Below are 25,598 nucleotides of genomic sequence, written 5' to 3'. Positions count from 1 at the left end.
TATCGCCCATCACTGCAAGATATGGCGTAACATTCCTGGGAGGAAGACGGAAAGCGGATAAGTCTGAAAGGTCGGTTTATCAAAAGTGCCGTCCAACGTGTAGGTCAGTGCCATCACACCACTACCCTTTTCTGGGGCAAAAAACGACCGCATACCAAACAAGCCCCCAGCCGCATGGTTCAACCCAAAAAGCGGCGAGACCGTTCCTTGCAGAGAAAGATGCTGGGCAACAATATCAACATTCCCCTCAAGGGTAGCCCCAAGGATTGCGTTGCTCAACTGCCCATCTTCAACTGTCATAACCGTATGCTGCATTTTAACCGTGGCAGAACCTGCCAAATTCTCAAACCGATCGCGCTCAATCTGTCCCCAATGAAGCGGCGCAAACACTGTTGCCGCCGTTAAGGCCGCCGGAGGATGATCCAGCGCAAGATCATGCACACGCATATGCCCTGTAAACGGGCCTAATCCCAATCCCCACATGCCATAATCGTTTGATGATGGAGAAGAAGCTGTAAACCACCCTTCCAGATGAACATGACCACCCTCAAGCTGTTGATAGCCCTCAAGCTCTTTAACAAGAGAACTCAAATTACCGATATCGGCCTTAAGCACATGGCTTTGCTTCTCTTGAGAGTCGGGCTCTAGCTGCACAGAAAGAACATGCGGCCCTTTCGCATGAAAAACAGCCTGCTCCAACCGGCGTCCTTTCCATGCGACAGTCGCAGACATATCCGTCAGCGCTTTATCCTGCCGGTAGAACACACGCCCAGACTGAAGAGAAACAGCCCATTCCCCTGAAGGAAGAAGAGGCTTGGCATAACCCCGGTGCGGGAGATGTGAAGAACGCGGCGCCCCGGTGGAAGACTGATGAGCTTGAAACCACGGGCTCACATCCAAACTCTCTGCTGTCACATCAATATGATAGGGCGTGTTGTCCTTTGCCCCTATTGGCCAAGACGCCTGCAGACGCCCCACATTGCGCCCGAGGGTCATATGATCCACACGCACCCCAAAGACGCGGCCCTTTTTCACCATAGCACCGCCAACGAGAGAGAGCCCAGGCCCCTGTGCACGCAAATTTGTGACTGCTTGAATACGAGCATCAAGAGTGCGAATATGCGCGCTCAACGATGTCCGCACACCCGCCGGCTTAACCCAAGACGGCACACGCAACGCAACGGGGGTAAAGTCTGCATTGATCTGCACCTCTCCTTGACGGTGCTTATGGCCCAGACCTTTTTGCACATAAACAGCCGTGACCGGGGCAGCACCGCTCATCATCCCAGCAGGAAGAGACAGCCCCATCTTACGCAAGAGCACCGTATCAAGCGCTGTCTGTGCCCTGACAGACCGCAACACGCGCCCTGGTTCGTTGGCTTGAAAACGTTCTTCTGCAACCACATCAACAGGAATATGGCGAATATCTGCCTTGCCTTGGAAACGAATTGCCTGCGACGTCACCTGAAGCTGCCCTTTCCCCCCCTTCACAGCACCAAGGGCAGGTGAGTCAAACGTAATATTTTGACACTGCGCCTGAGCATCAAAATGAATATCGCCCATCTTCACTGATTTATCGAGCGGCAAACTTACTGACAGTTCACCCGCAATCTTTCCTGCCTGTTGACGTAACGACAACGGATGATTCGATAACAGATGAAGCCTTGGATGAGAGAGCACATTTAAAAATGACGGGAAAGCACCATCTAAACCCAGTTGGATATGAGCAAATTGGCTATGCCGTCGCAAAATACCCGATAGGGTAATCCGCCCTCGTGGCACCGCAATCGTCGCATGCTGCCCATCTGAAAGCTGACCATGAGCAACATCAATCTGCAGCGTATTGGGGTCAAGAAAACGTGCTGAGGCTTCCACATTCGTCACAGGTTGAACAGGACGTAACCATGAGACAGAGAGCGCATGCCCTTTCAACTGCCCCTCTAGGCGCTGAACGCTCAAACCCTTCAACCCTGTCGCACTATGAAGCTGCGCATCAATGGCCAACCCATCACCTCGCCCTTCTGTCATGTTGGTCGTGATCCAACGGCGCGCCCCTTTGGCCATGCCATAAGGCCAAATAGAGCCCAAAGTCGCAAAATCAAAGGCTGGAATGCGGGCTTGCACAGCAATATCGACAGCAGAAGGATGCACCATATCATCAATCTGCACATGTGATGACAGCATGACAGGCACCAGCTGATGATGGCCATCACGCATCACTAAGCGAATACGCCCTTGATCCAGCACGACATGCTGCAAAGGCTGATTGCCTTGCCATCTGACATCAAAACGCCCATGCCCCTCTTGCAGATGAAGAGGATCATGATCTGTTTGTAAAATATCTCCCGCCCCTAAAGAAAACTCTGCTTGCAGATTTAAAGGCCGCCCACCCATTCCTTTAGGTTGCACGTCACCTTCTGCATGAAGCTGTACAGGCAGCTGCCACCGTTTCATATCATGTGCATCAACTTGAGGGAGCCACCCCGCTAAACGCGCAGGCACAAAAGGATGAACATCTAAGCTAAGATGAGTAAGCCCTTCCCGAACTGATTGGGCATTGAGCTGGAAGGGCACATCCTCCTGCCCCCAATGAAATGCTCCTTCAATGTGCCCCTGCCACCCAAAATGACGCCGGTAATGCACCGCTAATGCAGGCATGTGAAAATGCATGACCGCATCAGCACGCTGCGCATCACGCATCGTGACAGAAAGATTACTGATCTCAACATCACGAAGCGCGTCAGCATCCAGAAAAGCTAAAGAGTTCCCTTTTTTGCGAGAAGTCAAAGACTTACGTGGAAAACCGATGATATCAGGAGCAATTGTCCCATCTTCATAATGTTTTAATGCGAATTGGGCACCCGACACACGCACAGCCCGAAAAGCGACATGCCCCCGCAAAAGAGCCGCCAAATTAAGCACAGCAGCCACATGCTCAAGCTGGTTCAGCACACGGCCATCACCTTGAACAAGATTCACATGCTCCACCCGGAGCAATAAACCTGCAGGAATATGCTGTCTATGCGGGCTCCAGCCTAGAAGGATCTTCCCCCAATGGACATACCCAACAGGCGGCTGCCCAGCCGTCAGCTGCACTGCCACCGGCTCCCACCGTTGAGACAACGCCGTAACATCCAACGGGCTTTGCGCTAAACGCCACAGTACAAAACAAAGCAGAACAGCGATAATAGCCAGCGGAAGAAAGAGACCGATAACGCACCAACGCAGCCACCGCCACGCACCAGAACGTTGTTGGGCTGGCCTATCCGTATCACTCATGGCAGGGCAGTCCGTCTTACGCAATTATTCAGGTAAATGAGCAAGCGCCCCCTGCACCCAGCTCACATGTTCAGCAGGGCGAACGCGACGTTTCATCGCACAGACACGGCCTTGACCATCAAGGAGGAACGAGCTGCGTTCAATCCCCATAAATTGCCGCCCATACAGCTTCTTTTGCACCCACACACCGTAGGCCTCGGCCAATATGTGCTCTTCATCAGACAGGAGTGGAAAATTCAGCCCTTGTTTCTGTGAAAATCGTTCAAGCTTTTTAAGGGGATCAGGGCTCACACCCAAAACTTTGAGCGTCTCCCCATTGGGCAAACGCAAATCAGACAAAGCATCACGCAACGCACAAGCCTGTGTCGTACAGCCCGGCGTGGAGGCTCTTGGGTAAAAATACAGCACGTAAGGAGCCCCCTTAAGGGACTCACTACTCACCGTACTCTCCCCTTCAGGGGTGAGGGCAGGCAACGAAAATGCCGGCCCTTGGTCACCAACCTCAATCACTTTATCTGTCACGCTTGCCAATCCTTATTGATACATTCGTTACGATTACTGGCCCGCCCCGTGGGACGGCTGGTCTGAATGATACACGCTGCCATCACCCGCTGAATCATTAGATGCAGCAGGCTGGGTCGTATCAACCTGATGGCCTGTCTCGGCATGATGGTGCACCACATTAGCACCCGGAACAGGCTCACCTTGGCGTACTTTTTGAGAAGGTGTGTTCCGTTGGATCTTTTGGTAGCCTTCTGGTGGCTCAAACGTACTGGCAGGCAAATCACGATAGGTGACATTCTGCGCTTCCATCTTCCCGCTTACACCGTCTGAATCAACGCCTGCTTCTGCCAAGATAACCCCATCATCAGTAACGCAAGCCTGCGCCTTCCCTTTGGGGCTTTCAATCGACCAACGACGGCATTCATGACCGGCAACAGTCCCCATTCCCTCTGCGTGATAGGTCATATTCAAGCTCAGCATGAAGGGGTTGCTGAGGCCATTAACCGGGAGGAACTGGATGTAGCTCTTCTTCTCAGTGCTGATTAAGGTCACACGTTGCTTTAAGCGATCCAAAATCGTAATACCCTGCACCCCAATCGGATCAATGCGCAGCTGATTGCCATCTGCAGCAAAAGACACCATCACCTTCTTCTCAGGTGCCGCTGCATTCCCTCCTGCCCAGAAACGATAAGTCACCACAACATCGCGCGTTGGTGCTAATGCTGGATGATCAGCCGGGGCCTCCGCATGTGCTGGTGCAGCAGCCAATATAGCAGCAAAAGCACCACCCACTAAGCCGAGTTTACGATAATGAGACATGATAATCTCCTCCCCCTTTAGGCAACCGCAGCGCAATAATCTCACTATGCAGTGCAGATAAATCAACGTCCCCAGGCCAAATAGCCTGTACAGTCAACGCTTCACTGAGTCGCCTTTGATAATCAGACAATGGTACAGCTCTTCCCCCCAAGCGACTCAAATGAGGGGTGACATACTGTGTATCCAGCAGACGATAGCCCCCCTTGCGCAAGGCTGCAACGAGGTGAACTAAGGCAATTTTGGACACGTCGCGTTCATGAGAGACCATGCTTTCCCCAAAGAAAGCCCCCCCAAGGGCCACCCCATAGAGCCCACCAGCAAGACTGCCATCTGTGCGGCGCACCTCGATAGAATGCGCAAAACCATGCTGATAAAGCTCTTCATATAATGTGCAAATACGAGGGCTAATCCATGTTTCCTCCCGCCCTGGCGCGGGGGCAGCGCACGCGTTCATCATCCCCGCAAAATCATGATCTGCACAAACCTGATAGCGGCCCGAAAGAACGGTACGCATTAACCGGCGCGGTACATGAAAGCCCTCAAGGGGAATAATCCCACGCTCCTGAGGGCTAAACCATTCCAGTTCATCACTCTCGCGGTCTGGCGCCATCGGGAAAAGACCAAGGCTATAGGCACGCAAAAGCTGCTCTGCTGTTATATCCATCATCATCGTGCTACGACATGAACCTTACTTTGGAAGAAGAGACCATGCCCCAAACCTTTATTTACGTCATCGCTTTTGTCATATGCGCACTTACTCAGCTCTTCTATCCAGAAACGACGCGTATTCTGCATGTGCTTGAATGCGTTTGCCTGCTCGGTATTGTGGGCTTTGGGGTGCTCGAGACGTATCAAGACATCCAGAAAGCCCACCGCGCTAAAGCAGAGTTTTCAGCCAAACATCACAAAGATTCATCGCCCGTCGCACGCCCCTGATAAGCTTGAGCGGCCTCTTGCACAGCCGTCCCATGCGTACGCTCTAACCGCCGTATCGTAAAATGGGCCCGCGCTACCGCACGATAATGCGCTAGAAAAGCAGAATTAAGCGCAGCACCGCATAAGGCGCCAGCAACAGGCACCATCTGAGCAGCAAGCTTGCGTGACAGCGCAATCCCATAATGCCCAGCGACTTCAGCCATCAACATCACAAGAGGCTGACCGCGCATCAAACCACGTGCCGCAAAAAAGCCAAGCTCGTTTTCATCGTCACCCTCACGACGTCCCGTCGCGACAGAACGCAGAGCAAAGACTTCCAAACATGCACGACGCGTCTCTTCGTCGTTCAGGTCTTCGCCATTTTCACGCGCAATCATCGCGATTTCACGCATGATCGCAAGCGTCGTAAAGCCAATATCAGGCGCCATGCCTGCAAACCCGCCAAAGCCACCCGCAGCTCCGGACACAGCCACAGCGGCCTGCATCATATTTTCCCGCACTTTACGCGAAACGGCCATTCCTTCACGTTCAACGCCTAAAATCGCAATCCGAAAAGCTTGTTCAATCGCCGTTTCTGTCACGCGCTGTATCTTCGCTTTGAAGCCCGGCGCCATAGACAAGCCTTGCAGACCAAGCTGAGTTGCCCGGCCAACAGCGCCCCCCATCAAGTCCGCCAAACGAACCAACGTGCCGCGCCCTTGTTCAACTTGCTCTAAGACCTGATGAAGCTGTGCGAGGTCTTCACCATCCATATCGCGCGACATAAAAGACGTGCTGGGTAACTGTGTATCGTGATCTGCGTTCATGGGGTTTTTCTCCGTTTTGTCTACGCCAGAAACGGCGACACCATCATTTAACCTTGTTCCCACTCGCCACGGCGAGTCAGATAAGCAAATTCAGCCTCTGTCACAGGGGCAACAGACAGCCGCGACTGTTTGAGCAACGCCATCTCCGTTAAATTGGGGTCTGCTTTAATGTCTGCCAAGCTAATCGGCTTCTTAAAAGCCCCATCTGCTTTAACATCAACACACACCCAGCGCTGATCCTCGGTCGTCGGGTCTGGATAGGCCTCTTTCACCACCTCAACGACCCCCACGATACGCTTTTCAGTCACAGAATGATAGAAGAGCGCCCGGTCACCGCACCGCATGGCTGAAAGATTATTGCGCGCCTGATAATTGCGCACCCCATTCCACGGCTCAACATCGTTACGAACCTGCTCTTCCCACGAGAAAGAGGCTGGTTCTGACTTGATCAGCCAATAGGCCATGCTTGGACTTCCTTTTCCGACTTTGACGTTGCAAACGCGTTATCTCTTGGCGAGTATAGAAGGTTCAGATTATGGAGAACAATGTCCTCCCAAAAGGAGCCCGTCTCTTACCGTGTCTCTTTGGTTTCACCGCCTTGCCAATCCGGGCGTTTTCCTACGTTTTACGCGTCCATGCCTCCCTATCATTGGGGGGCTAGGAGCCGTGATCTTACTTGTCGGACTCGTCTGGGGGCTCTTCTTCTCTCCAGCTGATTGGCAGCAGGGCGAGACCGTACGCATCATGTATCTTCATGTACCGATGGCGTGGCTTGCCTCTGCTTGCTACGTGGGGTTAGCGTTATGTGGTGCCTGTTCTCTCATATGGCGTCATCCCCTTGCTGACCTTGCCGCCCTCGAAATTGGCCCTATCGGTGCCTGTGCTGCTTTGCTCTGTCTCATCAGCGGGTCTTTTTGGGGAAAACCCACATGGGGCACATGGTGGGTCTGGGATGCACGCTTAACGTCAATGCTGGTTCTGTTCTTTCTCTATTGCGGTCATATGGCCGTCATCCGCGCGTTTGACCGCCCCGCCCGCGGGCAAAAAGCCGCCGCTCTTCTCGCCCTCGCTGGGGTGATTGACCTCCCCATCATCACATTCAGCGTGCAATGGTGGAACACGCTTCACCAGCCCAACACGCTTTCTTTAAGCGGAGCTCCAGCCATGTCGCTCTCTATGCTCTGGCCACTCCTACTATGCGCCATTGGCTACTCATTAGGGGCCGTTGCCCTTATCGGCACCCGTATCTGTACGGCCATTTTAGAGCGCCGTTTAGCGTCCCTCCCTCATCGACAGGGACAGCCATGAACACTGCGTGGACTTTTGTACTCGCCAGTTATGGGATCGCCTGTCTTTGCCTCGGCTCGCTCACCATCGGCGCTATCTATCGCTATCGGCGCGCTGTCCGGCAATTCACGTCTGACCAACAGACTGACCGCTCCGTATGACAATGACACGTTCACGTCGCCTGTCCTCGTCACGTTCCATAGGCCGGCTCTGGATCGTTATGGTCTGTTTGTTTTGCTTGAGCGGGGCTGCAGCTCTCACCCTCTACGGGCTATCGAACAGCCTTGTCTTTTTCATGGCTCCGTCGCAGCTCCTCAACCACCCTCCCCCTCCCGATCGCACCATTCGCCTCGGTGGGATGGTCGTAGCTGGGTCTGTGCATAAAAACCTCTCCTCCGCACAACCCGAAATTCGCTTTGATGTCACAGACGGCCAAGCAGCTATCACCGTGCATTATTATGGCATTGTGCCGGATTTATTTCGTGAAGGGCAGAGCATCGTCGCGATCGGGCATCCTCAGACTGACGGTGTTTTCCTCGCCGATGATGTTCTTGCCAAACATGACGAAACCTATATGCCCAAGGACGTAGCCGATGCCCTCCAACGCAGCGGGAAATGGGACCCGCGCTTTGGCCCACCACCCAACGCAGCCAGCTGGAACGCGATGACGGCCACCCCTAAAGAGACCCACCCATGATGGATTTTTTCGGGCCGGAAGAAGGCCATTACGCTCTGGCTTTAGCGTGTGTTCTCGCCCTCTTCCAAGGCATCGCTCCCTTTCTCAAACGGCAAGGTCGCCCTTCTTTTTTCAGCCCATTAACACCGGGCTTCGCTTGGGCACATGCTCTCGCACTCCTCCTCGCGTTTATGTGCCTCATGCTTGCCGCACTGCGTGATGATTTTTCTGTGCAAAATATCGCAGAAAACTCCGCACTCGCGAAACCGCTTTTCTATAAAATAACGGGTATTTGGGGCAATCATGAAGGGTCTATCCTGCTCTGGATTGTTCTGCTGGGCTTATGCAGTGCCTGTGTGTCGTTTATTCACACACGGCATCAAAACACCCTCTCCCGCCTAAAACGCCACGCTTTGGGGGTGCTCGGGCTGATCTCCGCCGGTTTTGACCTGTTTTGTCTCCTCACCTCCAACCCCTTTGCCCGCCTCTTCCCGATGCCCGCTGATGGGATGGGCATGAATCCCCTCCTCCAAGACCCAGGTTTAGCGGTTCATCCGCCTCTCCTCTACGCTGGCTATGTGGGGTTTGTCGTCCCGTTTGCGTTTGCCATTGCTGCCCTCATAGACGGACAGCTGACGCGCCTTTGGGCAACGCTCGTCCGCCCTTGGGTGCTTGTGGCATGGGCACTCCTCACCTGCGGAATCGCTCTTGGATCTTGGTGGTCATATTACGTGCTGGGCTGGGGGGGGTATTGGTTTTGGGACCCTGTGGAAAATGCCTCACTCATCCCATGGCTGAGCGGCACCGCCCTTCTCCACAGCATCCTTGTTGTCGAAAAACGTCAGAGCCTGCGTATCTGGACAGCTCTGCTCGCTCTTGCCACTTTTTCATTCTCCCTCTCTGGCACCTTCTTGGTGCGCTCAGGCATCCTCAACTCCGTCCATAGCTTCGCCAATGACCCCACGCGCGGCGTTTTTATTCTCACCCTGTTAGCCCTCGTGGTTGGCGGAGCCCTCACGCTTTTTGCATGGCGTGCGCCTTCCCTCCATGATGAGAGCTCTTTTACGCCTCTCTCACGTGAGAGCGCCTTGGTGCTCAACACTCTTTTCCTCTGCACCCTGTGCGCCGTCGTGCTCACCGGCACACTTTACCCACCCTTTATCCAGCTTCTCCTCGGCCATACGCTTTCTGTTGGGAAGCCATTTTTCGACAGCACCACCATTCCGCTCACCATCCCGCTTCTCATCGCAATGGGGATTGGCCCCGCCCTGCCTTGGCTCCACGGCTCTCTTCGCACAACATGCAAGCGTCTTTATCCAGCCTTTCTCTGCACCTGTGCCGCCTGTATCCCGGCTTTTGTCTTTCTACCTGACCGCATGGCTGCCCTCTGCGCTGTGCTCGCTGTCTGGGTTATATACTCTAGTGTGCTCGCCCTATTCCATCAGCTTCGTGTCGCTACACATCCCTTCCGCCCCTCACGCAAAATCTGGGGCATGACGCTGGCTCATATTGGCGTTGGGGTAGCGATCCTCGGTCTGTGCGGAATGAGTGCGGCCCACCATACCATCGTTGCGTCTCGCCTTGGGGAGCACCAATCCCTTGATGGCCTTGACTGGCAGCTTGTCTCCGTCACCGACCATCCCGGCCCTAATTATGATGCCCGGGTTGCTGAACTACGCGTCAGCCGTCATGGCCATCCTATCGCACAGCTCCATCCAGCCCTACGCGTCTTCTCCCATCCTCACCAGACGATTTCTCAAGTGGCTATCCGCAGCTTTTTGACAGGAGACCTCTACGCTGTTTTAGGTTCAACAGAACATGAAGGACAGGAAACGCGCTATATCCTACGCCTTCATCACAATCCCCTTGCACCATGGATCTGGCTCGGTGGGCTCATCATGGCAGGTGGCGGACTCATGGCCTGCCCGTTCGGCAGGAAACGCACCCAAGGGACGCCCTCATGACGCTCACCCGCCGCCATATCCTTGCTGCCTTACCCCTCACAGGAGCCGCAGCCCTCGGGCTGGGCTTCCAGCATATTCTCTCATCCATGAGGACGGGGCAGTTTGACCCACGCGCTATCCGCACCTCCGGGGGCACAGTACCGCAGTTTCCGCCCCTTTCGCCTTTACCGGGCCTTCAGGGCGCGATAGAGGGCATTGAGTGCACCAGCCTTACTCAGCAGAACAAACCGATTTTACTCAACTTCTGGGCTTCTTGGTGCATTCCCTGTGTCACAGAACTTCCGCTTTTGAGCGCGTTAGCTCCCTCTCTCACCCTTTGGGGCATCGCGTATAAAGACCGCCCCGAACGCGCGAGCGCTTTCCTCGCCCGTAATGGCCAACCATTTGAACGCGTTGGACAGGACAAGGACGGGTCTGCCGCCATTGAATGGGGCATTACGGGTGTGCCCGAAAGCATTCTCATTCTTCCCGGCGGCCATGTTGTCTGGCATCATCGAGCGGCCCTCACTCATGAGGTCATTACCCATGACCTCCTTCCGCTCCTTCGGCCATTTTTATGAGATTCTCCCACTCTTTTTTTCTCACTGTCCTCTTGTTGAGCCCTGCCACCTCATATGCGGTGGATGACCCTAAAGAACTTCTACCTAACCCACAGCAAGAGCAGGAAGCCGAACAGATTGGCCAACAACTCCGCTGTCTTGTGTGTCAAAATGAAAGCATTGAGGAAAGCAGCGCGCCTTTAGCGCGTGATCTCCGCAAAATTGTGCGTCAACAACTGACGCAAGGACGCCAAAAAAGCGACATTCTTGCGTGGATGTCTCACCGTTACGGGAATTTTATCCAGCTTAAACCTGTTTTCAATGGCGAGACCGCTTTATTATGGCTCATGCCTTTTCTGGCTCTGGGCAGCGCGTGTGCATTGAGCTATCGCCTCTGGTTCAAACGCCCCATGCAAGCCCGCTCCCCCCAAGACACAGCGTTAAAGAAGGACTGACATTATGTTTCTCTTTGGCTTTCTAATCTTTACGCTGTTTATCTTCATCCCCATCGGTCTCAGCCTTTGGCGTTCAACCTTAGTAAAGCGTGAAACCTATAATCCCGTAGAAGACCAGTATCGCACAGAGCTAGACCGTCTCCATAAAGACCATAATGCCCATCGGCTGGACGATAGCGATTATGAGGCCGCCCGTTTCACGATGCAGCGCAAGCTTGATGACCTCATCACCAGCCCACCAGAGGCCACGGCTTCGCTCGGGCGGCTCCATATCCTCATCGGCGTAGCAACCGTCTTTCTTATCCCTATTTTAGCACTCTTTCTCTACAGCATTAACGGCTTTCCGCTGCTATCAGCGCAATCAGCCGATGAACGCAAACCCCTCCCTGTGCCAGAACAATCGGCTCAAACGCAGCTCAATATGATCAATGCACAACTGGCTACACGTCCTGCAACGGATCCCGCTATGGCCAATTTGCATATTCGTCGTGGCGAGTTAGAAGCCCAAATGGGCATGCCGACACAAACTGTGGCCGATTGGACGATCGCTCTTAACAGTCATTTCACCCCAGAGCTTGCCCTCCAAATTGCCGAGCTTGAAACCCGCAATGCAGGCCATGTGACAAAAGAGGCCCTAGCACTGTATCATCGCGCCCTTGATGCGTCCCCACCTGAAGCTCCGTGGCGGATGGCCGTCGAAGCACGTATTGCTTCGGGCGAACATGATAAGGACCAAGATCATCCATGATGACTCCCTCCTCTCAAGGTGTCATGAGCTGCCCCTGCTGCCACCACACCATTGGCGGCACAGCAACCACCTGCCCTAACTGCCATGCTGAGAAACATTTTGGCCCTGTTTCACGTGAAATCATTCTGTCTTCTCTCATCGGCTTTTTACTTGCGCCCAGCGTTGCGTTTTTACTCATCCCACTCTCCTTCTGGTTTGTGCTTATCGCTGCTGGGGGCCTATTTTTAGGCTTTGCCTTCGCTCAATATCGCTTCAATACAGACCGCTGGATCTGTTCTAAACAGAGCCCCCACATCAAGGAGACTGACTGATGACTTCTTCACCTCGCACTGTTTCTCTAAAAGGTCAGGCCCTTCTTGATACGCCACTGCTCAATAAAGGTACGGCTTTTTCTCATGAAGAACGCACCGCCTTTGGCCTGCACGGACGTCTTCCCGCTGCTATTCACAGCTTAGATGAGCAAGTCGCCCAAGCGTACGAAACCGTGAAGGCCAAGCCAGATACGCTCAGCCGTCATATTTATGTACGCTCTCTACAAGACAGTAACGAAACACTCTTTTACGCTCTGCTTGAGCGCCATTTAACAGAGATGATGCCCCTCGTTTATACACCCGGCGTGGGGCAAGCTTGCCTTGAATTTTCCCATATCTGGCAAAGGCCGCGTGGGCTCTTTATCGCAGCAGAGCATAAAGGCCATATTGCTGACCTCATCGCTTCGCCCGATTACGATAAGGTTAAGCTGATTATTGTCACCGATGGTGAACGGATTTTGGGCCTTGGAGACCTCGGAGCCAACGGCATGGGCATTCCCATTGGGAAGCTTTCGCTTTACACCGCCTGTGCTGGTCTCAACCCCGACATGATGCTGCCGATCACCTTAGATGTCGGCACAAACAACGAAACATTGCGCAACGACCCCTCCTATATCGGCAGCCGTACCCCGCGCTTACGTGGAGACGCTTATAGCGCATTTGTCGATGAGTTCATCACAGCCATTACCGCACGCTGGCCGCATCTCCTCCTCCATTGGGAAGATTTCGCCGGCCTTAATGCCGCCCCACTCCTTGCACGTTATCGCAACCAACTGCTGAGCTTTAACGACGATATTCAAGGCACCGCTGCCATCGCCACCGCTGCGATTTTAGCGGGCGTTAAAGCGAAGAAAGAACGTCTCTCCCAACAAACCATCACGATTGTAGGCGGCGGGTCAGCGGGCTGCGGTATTGCTGACCAACTCTTCCAAGCCATGCTGGCAGAAGGCACGAGTGAAAGCGACGCCCGCGCGCGTTTCTTCATGCTGGATCGTCCCGGCCTGCTCACAAACGATATGCCGAACCTCACCGAAGGGCAAAAACGCTTTGCCCGTCCTGAAGCATCACGCGACGGTGTCGGCCGCACATTGGAAGACGTCGTGACGACGGAGCACCCCACCATTCTTATCGGTGTTTCAGGGCAAGCGGGGCTCTTTACGCAATCTCTCATGACGTCCATGAGCACGCATTGCCAGCGCCCACTGATTTTCCCTCTGTCCAACCCAACCAGTCATGTGGAAGCCACCCCACAAGATATTCTAACATGGACGAATGGTCAGGCGATTGTCAGCACAGGCAGCCCCTTTGCCCCTGTCACGATCAATGGGCGCACAATCGCCATAGATCAGACCAATAATTCCTACATCTTCCCAGGTCTTGGGTTAGGCGCCCTCGCCTGCGGGGCCCAGCGCATTAGTGACGGGATGCTCATGGCGTCAGCGCAAGCTGTGGCAGAGCTTTCCCCACTCCTTCAGGACGGGGACAATTTGCTGCCTCCATTAGAAGATAGTGCATCGATTGCCCGCACGGTTGCACGTGCCGTCGCCTATCATGCCCGTGATGAAAAACTATGCCCAGACTTTACCGACGAGGATTTCCAGAACGCCTTAGACCGTCTCAGCTGGACCCCGACATACCAAGACTATCAACCCACTTAACCCTACTTCCTCTCTTTTTAGTCAAGGAATGACCCCATGAGTACCCGTATTGAAACCGATGGGCTTGGAGATATTGACGTCTCTAACGACGTGTTATGGGGCGCGCAGACCCAACGCTCCCTCCGCTATTTCAGTATTGGTAAGGAGCGGATGCCTCATGAAATGATTGAGGCTTACGCGATCCTTAAACGCGCCTGTGCCACAGCCAACAATGCCAGCGGGCGCCTGTCTGACAAACGGCGTGATCTTATCTTCACCGTTTGTGATGAAATCATGAGCGGTATGCATAATCGCATGTTCCCCCTCCATGTGTGGATGACGGGCTCGGGCACGCAGTTTAACATGAACGTCAATGAGGTCATCGCGAACCGCGCTAGTCAGATTACTGGTTATGCATTGGGAAGCAAAGAACCGCTCCATCCCAATGACCATGTCAACATGGCCCAATCCACCAATGACACATTCCCCAGTGCCATGCATATTGCAAGCGCGCTCACGGTGGATCGGCAACTCCTCCCTGCATTAGCGCGTCTGCGCCGTACGATTGAACAAAAAGCACGGCAATGGAAAGACATCGTCAAGGTTGGCCGCACCCATCTTCAAGATGCCGTGCCCATCACCCTCGGGCAAGAATGGTGCGGGTATGTCGGGATGTTGGATGAGCATATCACCCGCCTTGAACAAGCCCGCGATGGCCTGCTCCCGCTGGCGTTAGGTGGAACCGCGCTGGGCACAGGGGTCAATACAGACCAAGGCTTTGCCAAACGCGCTTGCAGTGAAATTGCCCGCCTAACACAGCTAGAGTTCAGCAGCGCAACAAACAAATTCGCCTTACAAGGGGCGCATGACGGGCTCGTTCATCTCTCCAGCACGTTGCGTGGCTTAGCAGGAAGTCTCTTCAAAATCGCCAATGACCTTCGCTTGCTCGCCTGTGGCCCGCGTGCTGGGATTGGGGAAATCACCCTCCCGACTAATGAGCCAGGCTCTTCTATTATGCCGGGAAAGATTAACCCCACACAGGCTGAAGCCCTGACCATGCTCTGCACGCAAGTCATGAGCAATGATGTGGCTGTTGGCATGGGCGGCGCTGGTGGCATGCTGGATATGAACGCTTACAAGCCCCTCATGATTCATAACATCATGCAAAGCCTCACCCTTCTTCATGATGGGATGGAAAATTTCCGTCGCTTTATGATTGAAGGCATTGTCGCCAATGAAGAGCATATTAAACAACAGCTTGACCATTCGCTTGTGCTTGTCACCGCCTTATCACCCAGCATTGGTTATGATCGGGCTTCACAAGTCGCTCATCATGCGGTCAAAAACGGCCTTTCTCCAAAGCAGAGCGCGTTAGACCTCGGTTTTATGACAGCTGAAGAGTATGACAACATCGCTGATCCAACCACCATGCTCTCTCCTAATATCACACCATAACGCACAAAACGGGCCTCTACCTCCCTGTAGTGGCCCGTTTTTTACACCGCCATGACGGAAATGCTTGCAGATAGCGAATATGTTATAATATATCATAAAATATTATTTAATTCTTTCGCGAGCCACTGCCTTGTCCGTCTACAAGTTTGCTCTTGTCAGTCTGAGCTTGTCTGCAAGCCCGTTTTTCATCTCTCCCGCCTCCGCAGCAGATGGAGAGGATACGGCGCTCGCTTCCTCATCTGAGCGTTTACTCGTCACAGGCTCCTCTCTTGGCGGGCGCAAAGGAAGCTCTCCTAACCCTGTGCAGACCATTACAGCACGAGACATCCAAAAAACCTCCGCAACCTCACTTGGGGATTATCTTTCCCGCCTTCCGTCCATTGGTTCTTCTGGCACCACGAACAGCACCACCAATAGCGGGAAGGGAGCCGTCTGCACGGATCTACGTAATCTTGGTTCACAACGCGTTTTAGTTCTTATTGACGGGAAACGCACAACCTTGAATGCCGGATCAGAATGTGTGGATCTCAACAGCATTCCACTGCAACAAATTGAGCGTGTCGAACTCCTCAAAGATGGCGGATCCAGCCTTTACGGGGCTGATGCTGTGGCAGGGGTGATTAACATTCATCTCAAACATGACCTCACCACCGGTGGCATTACCCTCAAGGGCGGTCTTAGCCAAGAAGGTGACCAACGCGCTGGTCAAATCGCTGCCTATAAAGGTTTCAGCCTTGACCAAGGACGCGGCAATATCACGCTCTTTGGACAATATGACACAACAGGGCCGATCTATTCTCGCAATCGCGACTGGGCAGCCCTTCCCCAAAACGATAACCCCGCTAAAGGCGCACCAAGTTTCGGCTCATCCATCATCCCATCAGGCGTGGCATTTGAACCAGGAACGCGAAAGCGGCTTGTCCCCAATGGCGATGGCACATTCAGAGCCTATAATGCCTCGCGTGATGCGTATAATTTTGGGCGGAACTCCACCATTGCCAATGCTCATCAAAATGCAGCGCTCTCACTTGATGCTCACGAAACACTCTCACGCTTTATCACCCTCTATGGCACAACACGCTTTAGCCGCACCGTCGCCTCGCGTGATATGTCACCAGCCCCGGTGCAAGGCAGCGTACCTCCCTCAACGCTGCCCTCTTCGTGGGTTCTCCCAGCTGGGAACCCCTATAATCCGTGGGGACAAGAGGCCAGCATCACAAAACGCATGGCCGAGCTCGGGCCACGCCGCCAATCTATTTCAACCAACACACTCACGCTTCTAGGTGGCCTGCACGGAAAGCTCGGTGCGCATTGGGACTATGACCTCTCTATGACCTATGGACGAAGCCGCCTCGCCGCACGCACCGCAAATATGGTCAATTACCGCCATCTGCTCAACAGCACGGGTACACAAGCGCTTGATCCCACCTCATCGAGCAGTGCCGTCCAGTATAACCCAAGCCTCTGTTCCAGCGCTTCTGGGTGTGTTTTACAGAACCCTTTTGCGCCCTATCAGGGGAAAGCGGCGGATTACATCCGCTTTACGCAAAAAGACCATGCTATTTACCAAATGCGTGACGTTAATTTTCGCCTCCGCAACCCTCATCTTGTCAGCCTCCCCTACCGTTATGGTGGGCCAATCGGACTTTCTTTAGGGATGGAACATCGTGGAGAGCAGCTAAGCTACGCACCCGATGATGTCGTTGCACGCGGTGACTCCGCTGGCACAACAGGGGCCTATACGGGAGGAGGCTTCACCGTAAGCGAGGGCTACGCAGAAACCCGCCTCCCTTTGTTGCAAAAAGCCCCCTTCGCGCATGATCTGAGCCTCAATCTACAAGGACGCCTCTCAGCCTATAACCGTTTCGGCCTGACCAAAAACTGGAAAATCGGCGCGCATTGGGCCCCCACACGCGATATTGCTTTTCGCACAACATGGGGAACGTCTTACCGCCAGCCTGATCTTTACAGTCTCTATAGTGGACGAACTCTAGGATACCCCTCCGCTTCTGACCCCTGCACCCGTGCTACAAGCTATGGCGCAGCAGCCAGTAATGTCATAGCTCGCTGCCGAAAAGAGCAGATTGATCCCAATAATTTTAGCTCCGCCTTTGTCGGACAACTGCCCACACTTTCTGGCGGCAACGAAGCCTTACGCCCTGAAAATGGACGTGCTTTTACCCTAGGGATGGATCTCACACCACGCTTTGCCCCTGCTTTCCACCTCTCTGTTGATTATTGGCATTATAGCCTCCGCCACATGATCACTACCTTGGCCACACAAACTCTTCTTGATGGGTGCTATACAGGGAGCAATCCTGAATTTTGCTCGCTTATTGCACCACGTTCAGCCAGTAACCAGCTAACGGCAATCTCTGCCATTCCTCAAAATACAGGGGGAATGAAAACTGATGGTGTGGATATGACCCTGAACTATCATCTCACACTGACCCAGCAGGATGTGCTCTCTTTAAGCGAAAATTTCCAATATCTTCTAAGCTACCGCCAGCGCTACAGCCAAAGCGGTGCATGGCATAATTTCACCGGACGGATGCTGTATCTTAGTGGCAGCGGCATGCCTCGCCACCGTAGCTACACAACAGTAACGTGGCGGCATAACCATTTTAGCCTCACCTATCTCGTCAATTATACGGGCTCGCTTCGCTGGAATGACGGCACGCATGATCTCACAGCCGCAACTGCGGGCCGCACGCGTACGGCTGGTATTTTTTTACAGGATATCACCCTGAGCTACCAAAACCGCCAATGGCAAGCGAATGTGGGAATCAATAATCTTTTCAACCGCCGTCCGCCTTTTGTCGCAGACGGAGCCTTTAACACGGCCTCTTCTCTTTATAGCGGATTTATTGCGGGACGATCCGTCTTTGCACAAGCAGGCGTTACTTTTTAGGCGCCTTGCCCCTGCACACACAACACTGTCAGAACGCTCGCCCTCAATACACCACACCGCCGGAAGGCTCTGGCCCCTGCCGACGGTGTAGCGTTATGTGCGGATGACTGTGTGATAATGATTATCATTATCAAAATTACAATGACGAGCCTTTCACCAAAAAGCAAATCTTTTCTACCCCTCTTTACTTAGGCTGAACAAGCGCCTGACCGGGGCGACCATCACAACTCATTGAAACATCACCCTTTACCGTGATGCGTCGCAGTAACCGCGGATGGCTCTCAAAATTGGCAGGAGCATAATGTTGGGTTGCGCGGGTATCCCAAATCGCCACATCACCCTCCTCCCAATGCCATGACACCGTATTATCAATACGAGTCACATAACGTTGAAGCAGCTCTATAAGAACATTTGATTCACGTCTTGAAAACCCGTCTAGGCCACTAATAAAATCCCCTAACAAGAGATTGCGCTCTTTTGTCTCAGGATGCACCTGCACCACAGGATGTCGGGTAATATAGCAAGGCAATTTACCTTCAAATGCTTGCTGCTCAATCTGAGCATCGGCATCAAATCGCTTTTCATTACATCCACAATTATTAGAATGAATGCCCCAGGCGACTTCCGCAAAATGTTTTAACGCTCTCGGAAGATCCTGATAGGCCGTTGCTGTATTCCCCCATACGGTTGCCCCACCTACTGGGGGGATCTCCAATGCACGAAGCACAGACACTTTTGGATAGGCCGGTATAAAAGTGACATCCGTATGTCCTGTATCAGTCGGCGCTTCATAATCTGCCGCCGCATCAAAACGATAGCGTGGCCCATGAGGCGCTTTGATCGTTGGATGTAAAATCGGCTCCCCAAAAACAGAGGCAAGCTTTTCATGTTGGTCGCTATCAAGAAATTGACGTTTGAGAAACAGTACTTTGTAAAGACGTAATGCCTCTCGCAAGAACTGACATTGACTGTCCGTCAAGGCGTCCTTCGCGTTAATTCCATGCACAACGACGCCCAAGCGGGCGCCGATTTTAGTCACATGAAGCCCTGGCGCTTTCAACGTATCAGGCATTGAGACTCCCTCCCTTTCTGGCAAGAAAGAGGCCCCCAATCCCAACGTTCATCACGTCCTTATATCAAGGGCACACTCTTTCCTGAGGCCATGCACAGCATCATTTATATCGCCGCCTTTTCTACACAGACACCATGAACAGAGAGTGAAGAAAGTCTTGCCTGCATGACTTATGGAGCGTGCAACCAATCATGTATCTGCATCACAGCACGATGACGGTTATCTTCTTGCGCAGCGCTTTGCTCCAAAGCCCGTTTTAAAGCTAATTGTGCCCCATGTGTCGGACGAGCTTTAACATCCGCCTCCAGCGCTTCACGCGTTGGCACGCCCAGCAAACAAGAGGCTATATCAGCAAGGAATGTATCTTGTGATCCGGGCGTTAAATGCACACGGATCTCGTCTTTATGCGCCAAAACGCTCTGCCAGACCTGCTCAGGATGAGCGCTATGTCGCGCCATCATCACGAGAACACGGTTAATACGCCCATTAGGAATCGCCCCGCTATAGGCAAACTGAACCGTTTGCTCAATCAATGATGGATCAGAAACATAAGACAGCGCATTAAAGAGACGTAGCTTCACTTCTGTACTATCGGCATGCTGGATACGCTGAGCCACGCGGTTCCACGTGTTTTGGTCAGCATGACGCATCATCACAGCCGTCACTGGCGCGACCAGTTCAGGCCGCAGGGCATTCGCGTCTGCAAGCCATGCTGTAAAGCGGGGGTTGGCCTCTTTGAGCGTTTGCGGGTCATTGAGTAACCCTAAAGCCTCAATGACCTGTGGACGAAGTAAGCTATCTAAGACGCTTTCACCTTCCTGAGCGTCCCACCCCAAGCGAGCAAGCTGCGGTTGCAACACAGGACGCACCCGCTGTTGAAACACCTCTTGATCTGCTTGCCCTTGCTCATAACCATTCAGCAGCGTGAAGCGAGATAGAACTTCCTCCACCACCGTACTATTGCGTTCTTGAGCACCAACAAGACGGATCACCCCATTGAGATACTGCGAAAGCGGAGCCCTCCCAGCTTCAAACAAGGCGTAACGGTCTCCCAATAAAGTGGCCCGCTCCACAGCAGGCAACGCTGCAGCATGATCTTCCAACAAGGCAAGGGAAGCAGCATCATAATTAACGCGGTAATACCCGCTTTCTCCCCAGTTAAAAGCCAAAGGCGTTTGGCACGAAGCCCCCATCACCGTTACAGGGCGCGTTCCCACCACCAATTTTTGCACAGCTTGATTCGGCCCGCCCACCACGACGGGAATACTCCATATAGAGGCGCTCGCTTTTGGATCATGAACAACGAAGCGCCGCTGAGTCAGCGTATAAGACGCCTTCCCCCCGACACAGCGCAGAGCGACATTCAGTTGAGGAAGACCTTTTTGCTCTGTAAAGCTTTTCGCGACACGAGAAACATCTTGCCCAGAGGCTTTCGACAGAGCATTCCATAAATCTTGGCTTGTCGCGTTAGAATAAGCATGAGCCTGCATATAATGACGCATCCCATCGCGGAATCTGTCCTCACCAAGCCAGCCTTCCAACATACGAATCACCAGCTCTCCCTTGCCGTAGCTGATCGCATCAAAGACGGATTCCGCTTCAGCGACATTATGGATCACCTGTTGAATGGGGTGTGTGCTGGGCAGAGCATCACGGGCCATCGTTGCTTCTCGCGTTTGATGCTGCCGTGTCCAGAAGTCCCACTCTGGGTTAAAGGCCGCCGTAGCCTTCACCTCCATCCAGCTTGCGAAACCTTCATTGAGCCATAAATCATTCCACCAACCCATCGTTACGAGATCACCCGACCATTGATGGGCCATCTCATGGGCAACAACTTCGTAAATCAGCTCCTTAGTCGATAACGTGCTGCTTTTCGGGTCAAAGAGAAGATCATTATCAATGTAGGTCAGGGCACCCCAATTCTCCATTGCACCTGCCTGATAATTCCCAGGAACGGCAATCATATCCATCTTGGGAAGCGGATAAGATGTCCCAAAATAGCTATTATAATAAGGCAGCAACGACTGAGCTGCTTGCAGAGCGTAACGCCCCTGCTCTTGCTTACCCTTAGGGGTATAAACCCCAATATCTGTCGCACCTGACCGTGCCTGCAGAAAGCCCATATCACCAGCAATGAAAGCGAGGAGATAACTCGACATCTTCGGTGTTTTTTGGAAGGTCAGCGTCTTCCAGCCCGCACCAACGCGGCGTGTCTTCTCAACAGGCATGTTGCTTACACCCACATAATCGGCAGGCAACGTCACCTTCAGCCTAAAAGTCGCTTTGAAAGCGGGCTCATCCCAAACAGGGAACATTCGCCGCGCATCCGCCACCTCAAATTGAGTAACCAGCATACGATGCGTCCGGCCATCTTCCCCACGGTAATCATTACTATAGAGCCCGTTCGGGGTCGTTAAAATCGCCCCATCATAATCGAGCGTTATACGATGCTGCCCCACTTTAAGCGCGCGGCGCATAAAGAGCGTAACTGTTTGTTTCTTCTCATCATGAACAATCGCCTGAACCGCATTATCATCGATAGCAGCGCGCGTGACATGCAACCCGGCTTGGTTCAATGTCACGCTCCGCATGGGCGCAACAACAGTAACGGTAATCGCCTCGTGCCCTTTTAACACAAGCGAATCCGGATCAAGATTCACATTAAGCGCATAAGCAGAAGGGATCGTATTTTTTGAAAGCTGCCCCGGCGTGGTTTTAAACGAAAAAGGCGCCTCAGCTCGCGCAGGCGTAAGACATAAAGCCCCAAGCAAAGCTGTTGCCGCATAGTAATATCTTTTATTCATATAGCTTCATCCTAATCTCGTAACATGCCAACGGCGATAGGCAACAACTCAGTATTATGACCGTGCTCACCGCCATAAATCCCAAGCTCATCAAAAGGTAAACGCTTTTTAACGCACAACACAATCATCACCCATCTCTTTCCTTACCTGAGGATGACAAAAAGTTAGTGTCTTTATCGTAGAAAATATCACGAATTCGTATACCCTCTGACGACCACTTTTCCTTTTTTGAGACGATCCCACCAGCTCAAGGACCCATTGCCTGTATGACCACGCTCACTCGCGTTGCTTCGGTTGCTCTTTTAACGTCCAGCCTAGCTGGTCCGGTTTACGCTTCAAACGTCTCTTCTCCAACCGGCTCACAAGCTTCCCAAAATACTACATCCGTAGCAGGACAGAACGCTCCAGCATCCTCCATTCCTCATACAGAGAATGCGGCAACCTCCACGCAGAGCGCTCCTCCTGCCGTGGATAAAAACGCTCATACAGGCAATACGCCAACCGCTGCGCAGACAGCCTCGCCTCAGAAAAACGCGCCAGCCTCCACGCAGAGCGCGCCTCCTACCGTAGATAAAAATTCTCATACAGGAAGCACACCAACCGCTGCGCAAACAGCCACCCCTCAGCAAAATGCACCGGCCTCCACGCAGAGCGCGCCTCCTGCCGTAGATAAAAACGCTTCTACGAAAGGAAATACACCAACCGCTGCTCAGACAGCTGCCCCTCAGCCAAACGCACCGGCCTCCACGCAGAGCGCGCATCCTGCCGTAGATAAAAACGCTCCTACGAAAGGAAGCTCGTCTTCAGAAGAGAGTGCTCAGGGCTCTCATACAGCGGCGGCAGCTGCTGCTAGCAATCAGAATAAGACAGCACCTCAAGCTGCACCGGTTATTGATACGCAGAGTTTTACAGATGCGGGAATCCCTGCCAATGATGAAAAAAGCTGGGTCGGGATTGGCGTTAGAGACGGGCACACTGCTGCTTCTCTCAATCATATCTTTGAACAAACCATTTCAAACCCCCATCATAAAGACACAGATAATCCCGAATTTTTTAACAATATTCACTCAATTGTGGATGCATTAAATGACCATAAATTCACTCTTGGGGATTTAAGCACATTGATCGCCGAGCATCACCATCAAGAGGAAGAAGGGAAAGCTGAAGAACTTGGCCCTGACTTAACAAACATCATCATTGATAGCGCTGCGAAAATTCATCATGGAGCATCCGCTCAAGAAACAGTTGGTGAAATCACCGCTCAACAGCACGCCATCGATGAAGCCGAAAAGAAAGAGCAAAATGATTAATAAAACGGTCTATACAAACAGCATGTCCATAGCCACCGGATAATCAACCGGAATATTACATATGCAAATAGATCATTACGGAGGAAAGGTAGAGTATAAAACTCCACCTTTCCAGCACAGTTACGGAATACGTTGCAGAGCAACATCAATCGGCGTATCACCTCCGACCAACTCAATGATCCGATGAGAAAGCGTTGCTTTGCCGATCACAGCAACGATAAAGTCCGCAACATCATCACGTCGAATGCTCCCATTAGGGACGGACAATCCCGCATGTACACGCCCCACACCGGGCTCGTCTGTTAACGCAACAGGACGGAGGATCACCCAATCTAATGAGCTTTCTGCCAAATAGGTATCCGCCTCTTTTTTGACATGCATATAATGCTCAAAAACCTGCGCATACAGCTCTTCACGCCAGGATTTAGGATAGGCTGAAACCAATATAAACCGTTTTACATCTGCCTGTTGAGCAGCCTGCACAGCTTTTTCTAGCCCATCCTTGTCAATGGCTGTTGTAAGCTCAATGCTCGCTCCCCCAGCACCTGCAGAGAAGACGATTTCGTCACTGCCCTTCATCTTCTGGGCTAATTCCTCAACGGATAATTCCGTTAGAGACCCGAACACTGGGACTGCCCCGAGCTTCTTAAGATCTTCCTCCTGCTCAGGTCGACGATAAAGCGCCGTAACGCGATGCCCCTCTTTGATAAGTCGAGGGACAAGGCGCCTCCCAACTTTCCCTGCCGCACCAATTACAAAAATACTGGATGCCATCGTAATCTCCATCTTCCGATCTCTATAGCGCTGGAGGTAAGAAACCTTGGTCGCTTGATCAACCATAGAACGGTCAACGGCTCTGCACAGGAGACCATCTCTTAGCTCATAGCCTTATTCTTGCTCGATAGTTTGTTATGACGTAGAAACAGTTTAGCAAAGCTTGTTCGGTTTAGTGCAAGTCATCTTTATAGGTTTCTTAAGGAACGCATTGTGTTTTTCCGTACCACCCCCTCCCCCCGCTTATCATCTCGTCGGGCTTTTCTTATGGTATGCGCGACTTTTGGTGGCTTCCTCCCCCTAGCGAGCACCCCCCTTCATGCAGAAGGGCTTGATCGCGTATATCAAGTGCAAGCGATGGTAACACCAACGGCACTTGTTACGAAAAACCCCGTATCAGCCACCGCCCTGCAAACAAAAGTTGCTCCTAATAATCGAAAAAATATGACACATGTTGGTGTCGATCAGGGCGATAATGCCTATAAGATCAGTGCTTATACGCTTCGCGTCCGCCTAAAACCCAACAAAGATGAGAGTAACGACAACGGAACGCTCGTTTATTCTCTTTCTGCTGCTATTGAGCATACTGTTGGTTCGCATACCTCAAGTATTCTCCCTCATACGCGCGGTACAATCCCTCTTCATAATGGCAATGGCCAGGTAACGTTACCGACCAATAAATATTTCTCAGGCACGATCTCAATTAACGCTATTGCTGCTGGGTTTTAATACATTTCCTACAAAAAAGGCCCTCCATCTGGAGGGCTTTTTTTCTGATTCCATCACACCATCTTAGTGCATTAATGCATTAACACGTGCAACGGCATCACTCAGTCCCTTCGTTGAGAAAGGCAAAACAATATCTTGCCCCGTCAGCGCCGTCAGCTTCACAGTCGCTTTCTTCGCATTTTGAAGCTTATTAAACTGCGCCTCATTAAAAGACGCCGGAGCAAGACAACCATCGGCAACACAGGCTGTAAAACCCATTGGTTCTCCAATCTTCTGTCCATCAGATTGAAGCGTCACCCCCTTAACGAGGGCAACTCCCAACGGAGCGACGATGATACCAGTCGTTCGGCCATTTTCTGGCATCAGCTGCACGCTAAGAATACGCTGATGATTCTGGTTATTAAATGCCTGCTGAACAGCCGCACAACGCGCACCAGCTGACCCTTGCTGACACATAACCTGCCAATCCTGATAGGTCTCGTTCAACGAAGACGCACCACCCGGCAATTTATGAACTGAGGGCTTCTTACCACTCTGTGCCATAGCTGTCGGAGCACCCAACGCCACAACGCACGCTACTCC

The 25,598-nt window shown here is 52.6% G+C and carries 24 protein-coding genes; 14 read left to right on the top strand and 10 right to left on the bottom strand.

The genetic code is table 11. The features are described from left to right. Positions 1 to 9: 9 nt before the first annotated feature. The 4 genes from F457_RS0109195 to aat are packed head-to-tail and all read right to left on the bottom strand — an operon-like array spanning position 10 to position 5,269. The gene (locus F457_RS0109195) at positions 10 to 3,279 is read right to left on the bottom strand and encodes an AsmA-like C-terminal region-containing protein (RefSeq protein WP_018980848.1); all 3,270 of its coding nucleotides are present in this window, start codon (positions 3,277 to 3,279) and stop codon (positions 10 to 12) included. 24 nt (positions 3,280 to 3,303) lie between these two features. Beyond that, on the bottom strand, positions 3,304 to 3,801 hold the full coding sequence (bcp, locus tag F457_RS0109190) for a thioredoxin-dependent thiol peroxidase (RefSeq protein WP_018980847.1): 498 nt from the start codon (positions 3,799 to 3,801) through the stop codon (positions 3,304 to 3,306). A gap of 33 nt (positions 3,802 to 3,834) precedes the next feature. Continuing rightward, positions 3,835 to 4,602, bottom strand: coding sequence for a hypothetical protein (locus F457_RS0109185; RefSeq protein ID WP_018980846.1), 768 nt, complete (start codon positions 4,600 to 4,602; stop codon positions 3,835 to 3,837). Beyond that, positions 4,586 to 5,269, bottom strand: coding sequence for a leucyl/phenylalanyl-tRNA--protein transferase (gene aat / locus F457_RS12760; protein ID WP_040921052.1), 684 nt, complete (start codon positions 5,267 to 5,269; stop codon positions 4,586 to 4,588). Before aat ends, F457_RS0109185 begins: the two co-directional genes overlap by 17 nt. A gap of 41 nt (positions 5,270 to 5,310) precedes the next feature. On the opposite strand from aat, the gene F457_RS0109175 reads away from it, so the two are divergent. Beyond that, positions 5,311 to 5,538, top strand: coding sequence for a hypothetical protein (locus F457_RS0109175; RefSeq protein WP_018980844.1), 228 nt, complete (start codon positions 5,311 to 5,313; stop codon positions 5,536 to 5,538). Here the strand turns inward: F457_RS0109175 and F457_RS0109170 are convergent. Further along, positions 5,505 to 6,344, bottom strand: coding sequence for an EcsC family protein (locus F457_RS0109170; RefSeq protein ID WP_018980843.1), 840 nt, complete (start codon positions 6,342 to 6,344; stop codon positions 5,505 to 5,507). The genes F457_RS0109175 and F457_RS0109170 overlap by 34 nt on opposite strands. Positions 6,345 to 6,391: 47 nt before the next feature. Beyond that, a complete protein-coding gene (locus F457_RS0109165; protein WP_018980842.1) occupies positions 6,392 to 6,808 on the bottom strand; it encodes an EVE domain-containing protein in 417 nt (138 codons plus the stop codon). Here F457_RS0109165 and ccmC point away from each other — a divergent pair. The 11 genes from ccmC (at position 6,807) to F457_RS0109115 (ending at position 18,327) form a co-directional block, all read left to right on the top strand. Beyond that, the gene (gene ccmC / locus F457_RS0109160; protein ID WP_018980841.1) at positions 6,807 to 7,652 is read left to right on the top strand and encodes a heme ABC transporter permease CcmC; all 846 of its coding nucleotides are present in this window, start codon (positions 6,807 to 6,809) and stop codon (positions 7,650 to 7,652) included. The genes F457_RS0109165 and ccmC overlap by 2 nt on opposite strands. Then, positions 7,649 to 7,792 carry a heme exporter protein CcmD gene (locus tag F457_RS13810; protein ID WP_156809418.1) on the top strand — a complete coding sequence of 48 codons (144 nt, stop codon included), beginning with the start codon at positions 7,649 to 7,651 and terminating at the stop codon, positions 7,790 to 7,792. Before ccmC ends, F457_RS13810 begins: the two co-directional genes overlap by 4 nt. A gap of 2 nt (positions 7,793 to 7,794) precedes the next feature. After that, complete coding sequence (gene ccmE / locus F457_RS0109155; protein WP_018980840.1) at positions 7,795 to 8,328, top strand: cytochrome c maturation protein CcmE; 534 nt, start codon at positions 7,795 to 7,797, stop codon at positions 8,326 to 8,328. Next, complete coding sequence (locus F457_RS0109150) at positions 8,325 to 10,271, top strand: heme lyase CcmF/NrfE family subunit (RefSeq protein WP_018980839.1); 1,947 nt, start codon at positions 8,325 to 8,327, stop codon at positions 10,269 to 10,271. The genes ccmE and F457_RS0109150 overlap by 4 nt, the downstream gene beginning before the upstream one ends. Continuing rightward, entirely contained in the window at positions 10,268 to 10,831 is a 564-nt protein-coding gene (locus tag F457_RS0109145; RefSeq protein WP_018980838.1) for a redoxin domain-containing protein, read from the top strand. The genes F457_RS0109150 and F457_RS0109145 overlap by 4 nt, the downstream gene beginning before the upstream one ends. After that, positions 10,828 to 11,265, top strand: coding sequence for a cytochrome c-type biogenesis protein (locus F457_RS0109140; protein ID WP_026294322.1), 438 nt, complete (start codon positions 10,828 to 10,830; stop codon positions 11,263 to 11,265). Before F457_RS0109145 ends, F457_RS0109140 begins: the two co-directional genes overlap by 4 nt. Before the next feature lie 4 nt (positions 11,266 to 11,269). Continuing rightward, positions 11,270 to 12,013, top strand: a complete 744-nt coding sequence (ccmI, locus tag F457_RS13370; protein WP_018980836.1) for a c-type cytochrome biogenesis protein CcmI — start codon at positions 11,270 to 11,272, stop codon at positions 12,011 to 12,013. Then, positions 12,010 to 12,324: a hypothetical protein gene (locus F457_RS12750; protein WP_018980835.1), complete on the top strand. Its 315-nt coding sequence runs from the start codon at positions 12,010 to 12,012 to the stop codon at positions 12,322 to 12,324. The genes ccmI and F457_RS12750 overlap by 4 nt, the downstream gene beginning before the upstream one ends. Continuing rightward, positions 12,324 to 13,982 (top strand): NAD-dependent malic enzyme, encoded by a 1,659-nt coding sequence (locus tag F457_RS0109125; RefSeq protein WP_018980834.1) that lies wholly within the window; start codon positions 12,324 to 12,326, stop codon positions 13,980 to 13,982. Before F457_RS12750 ends, F457_RS0109125 begins: the two co-directional genes overlap by 1 nt. A 36-nt stretch (positions 13,983 to 14,018) precedes the next feature. After that, the gene (locus F457_RS0109120; protein WP_018980833.1) at positions 14,019 to 15,416 is read left to right on the top strand and encodes a class II fumarate hydratase; all 1,398 of its coding nucleotides are present in this window, start codon (positions 14,019 to 14,021) and stop codon (positions 15,414 to 15,416) included. A 130-nt stretch (positions 15,417 to 15,546) separates the two neighbouring features. After that, positions 15,547 to 18,327, top strand: a complete 2,781-nt coding sequence (locus tag F457_RS0109115; RefSeq protein WP_018980832.1) for a TonB-dependent receptor domain-containing protein — start codon at positions 15,547 to 15,549, stop codon at positions 18,325 to 18,327. A 184-nt stretch (positions 18,328 to 18,511) separates the two neighbouring features. On the opposite strand, the gene F457_RS0109110 is transcribed toward F457_RS0109115, so the two are convergent. Both F457_RS0109110 and F457_RS0109105 read right to left on the bottom strand, forming a co-directional pair. After that, positions 18,512 to 19,399: a TauD/TfdA dioxygenase family protein gene (locus F457_RS0109110; protein ID WP_018980831.1), complete on the bottom strand. Its 888-nt coding sequence runs from the start codon at positions 19,397 to 19,399 to the stop codon at positions 18,512 to 18,514. Between the two features lie 170 nt (positions 19,400 to 19,569). Then, positions 19,570 to 22,203, bottom strand: a complete 2,634-nt coding sequence (locus F457_RS0109105) for a M1 family metallopeptidase (RefSeq protein ID WP_018980830.1) — start codon at positions 22,201 to 22,203, stop codon at positions 19,570 to 19,572. Between the two features lie 266 nt (positions 22,204 to 22,469). Between F457_RS0109105 and F457_RS0109095 the strand changes: the two genes are divergently transcribed. After that, positions 22,470 to 23,513, top strand: coding sequence for a hypothetical protein (locus F457_RS0109095; protein ID WP_018980828.1), 1,044 nt, complete (start codon positions 22,470 to 22,472; stop codon positions 23,511 to 23,513). Between the two features lie 120 nt (positions 23,514 to 23,633). Here the strand turns inward: F457_RS0109095 and F457_RS0109090 are convergent, their stop codons facing one another. Beyond that, complete coding sequence (locus tag F457_RS0109090) at positions 23,634 to 24,287, bottom strand: SDR family oxidoreductase (RefSeq protein WP_040921048.1); 654 nt, start codon at positions 24,285 to 24,287, stop codon at positions 23,634 to 23,636. 213 nt (positions 24,288 to 24,500) lie between these two features. On the opposite strand from F457_RS0109090, the gene F457_RS0109085 reads away from it, so the two are divergent. Beyond that, positions 24,501 to 25,016: a hypothetical protein gene (locus F457_RS0109085; protein ID WP_018980826.1), complete on the top strand. Its 516-nt coding sequence runs from the start codon at positions 24,501 to 24,503 to the stop codon at positions 25,014 to 25,016. Positions 25,017 to 25,079: 63 nt separating this feature from the next. On the opposite strand, the gene F457_RS12745 is transcribed toward F457_RS0109085, so the two are convergent. Next, positions 25,080 to 25,598 (bottom strand): invasion associated locus B family protein (locus tag F457_RS12745; RefSeq protein ID WP_018980825.1); only part of this gene is annotated, 519 nt, incomplete at its 5' end.

The sequence above is a fragment of the Saccharibacter floricola DSM 15669 genome, from assembly GCF_000378165.1.
GTDB classification, from domain to species: Bacteria; Pseudomonadota; Alphaproteobacteria; order Acetobacterales; family Acetobacteraceae; genus Saccharibacter; species Saccharibacter floricola.
Note: the sequence above shows the minus strand (reverse complement) of the source record. Positions and strands in the feature narration are given on the sequence as shown.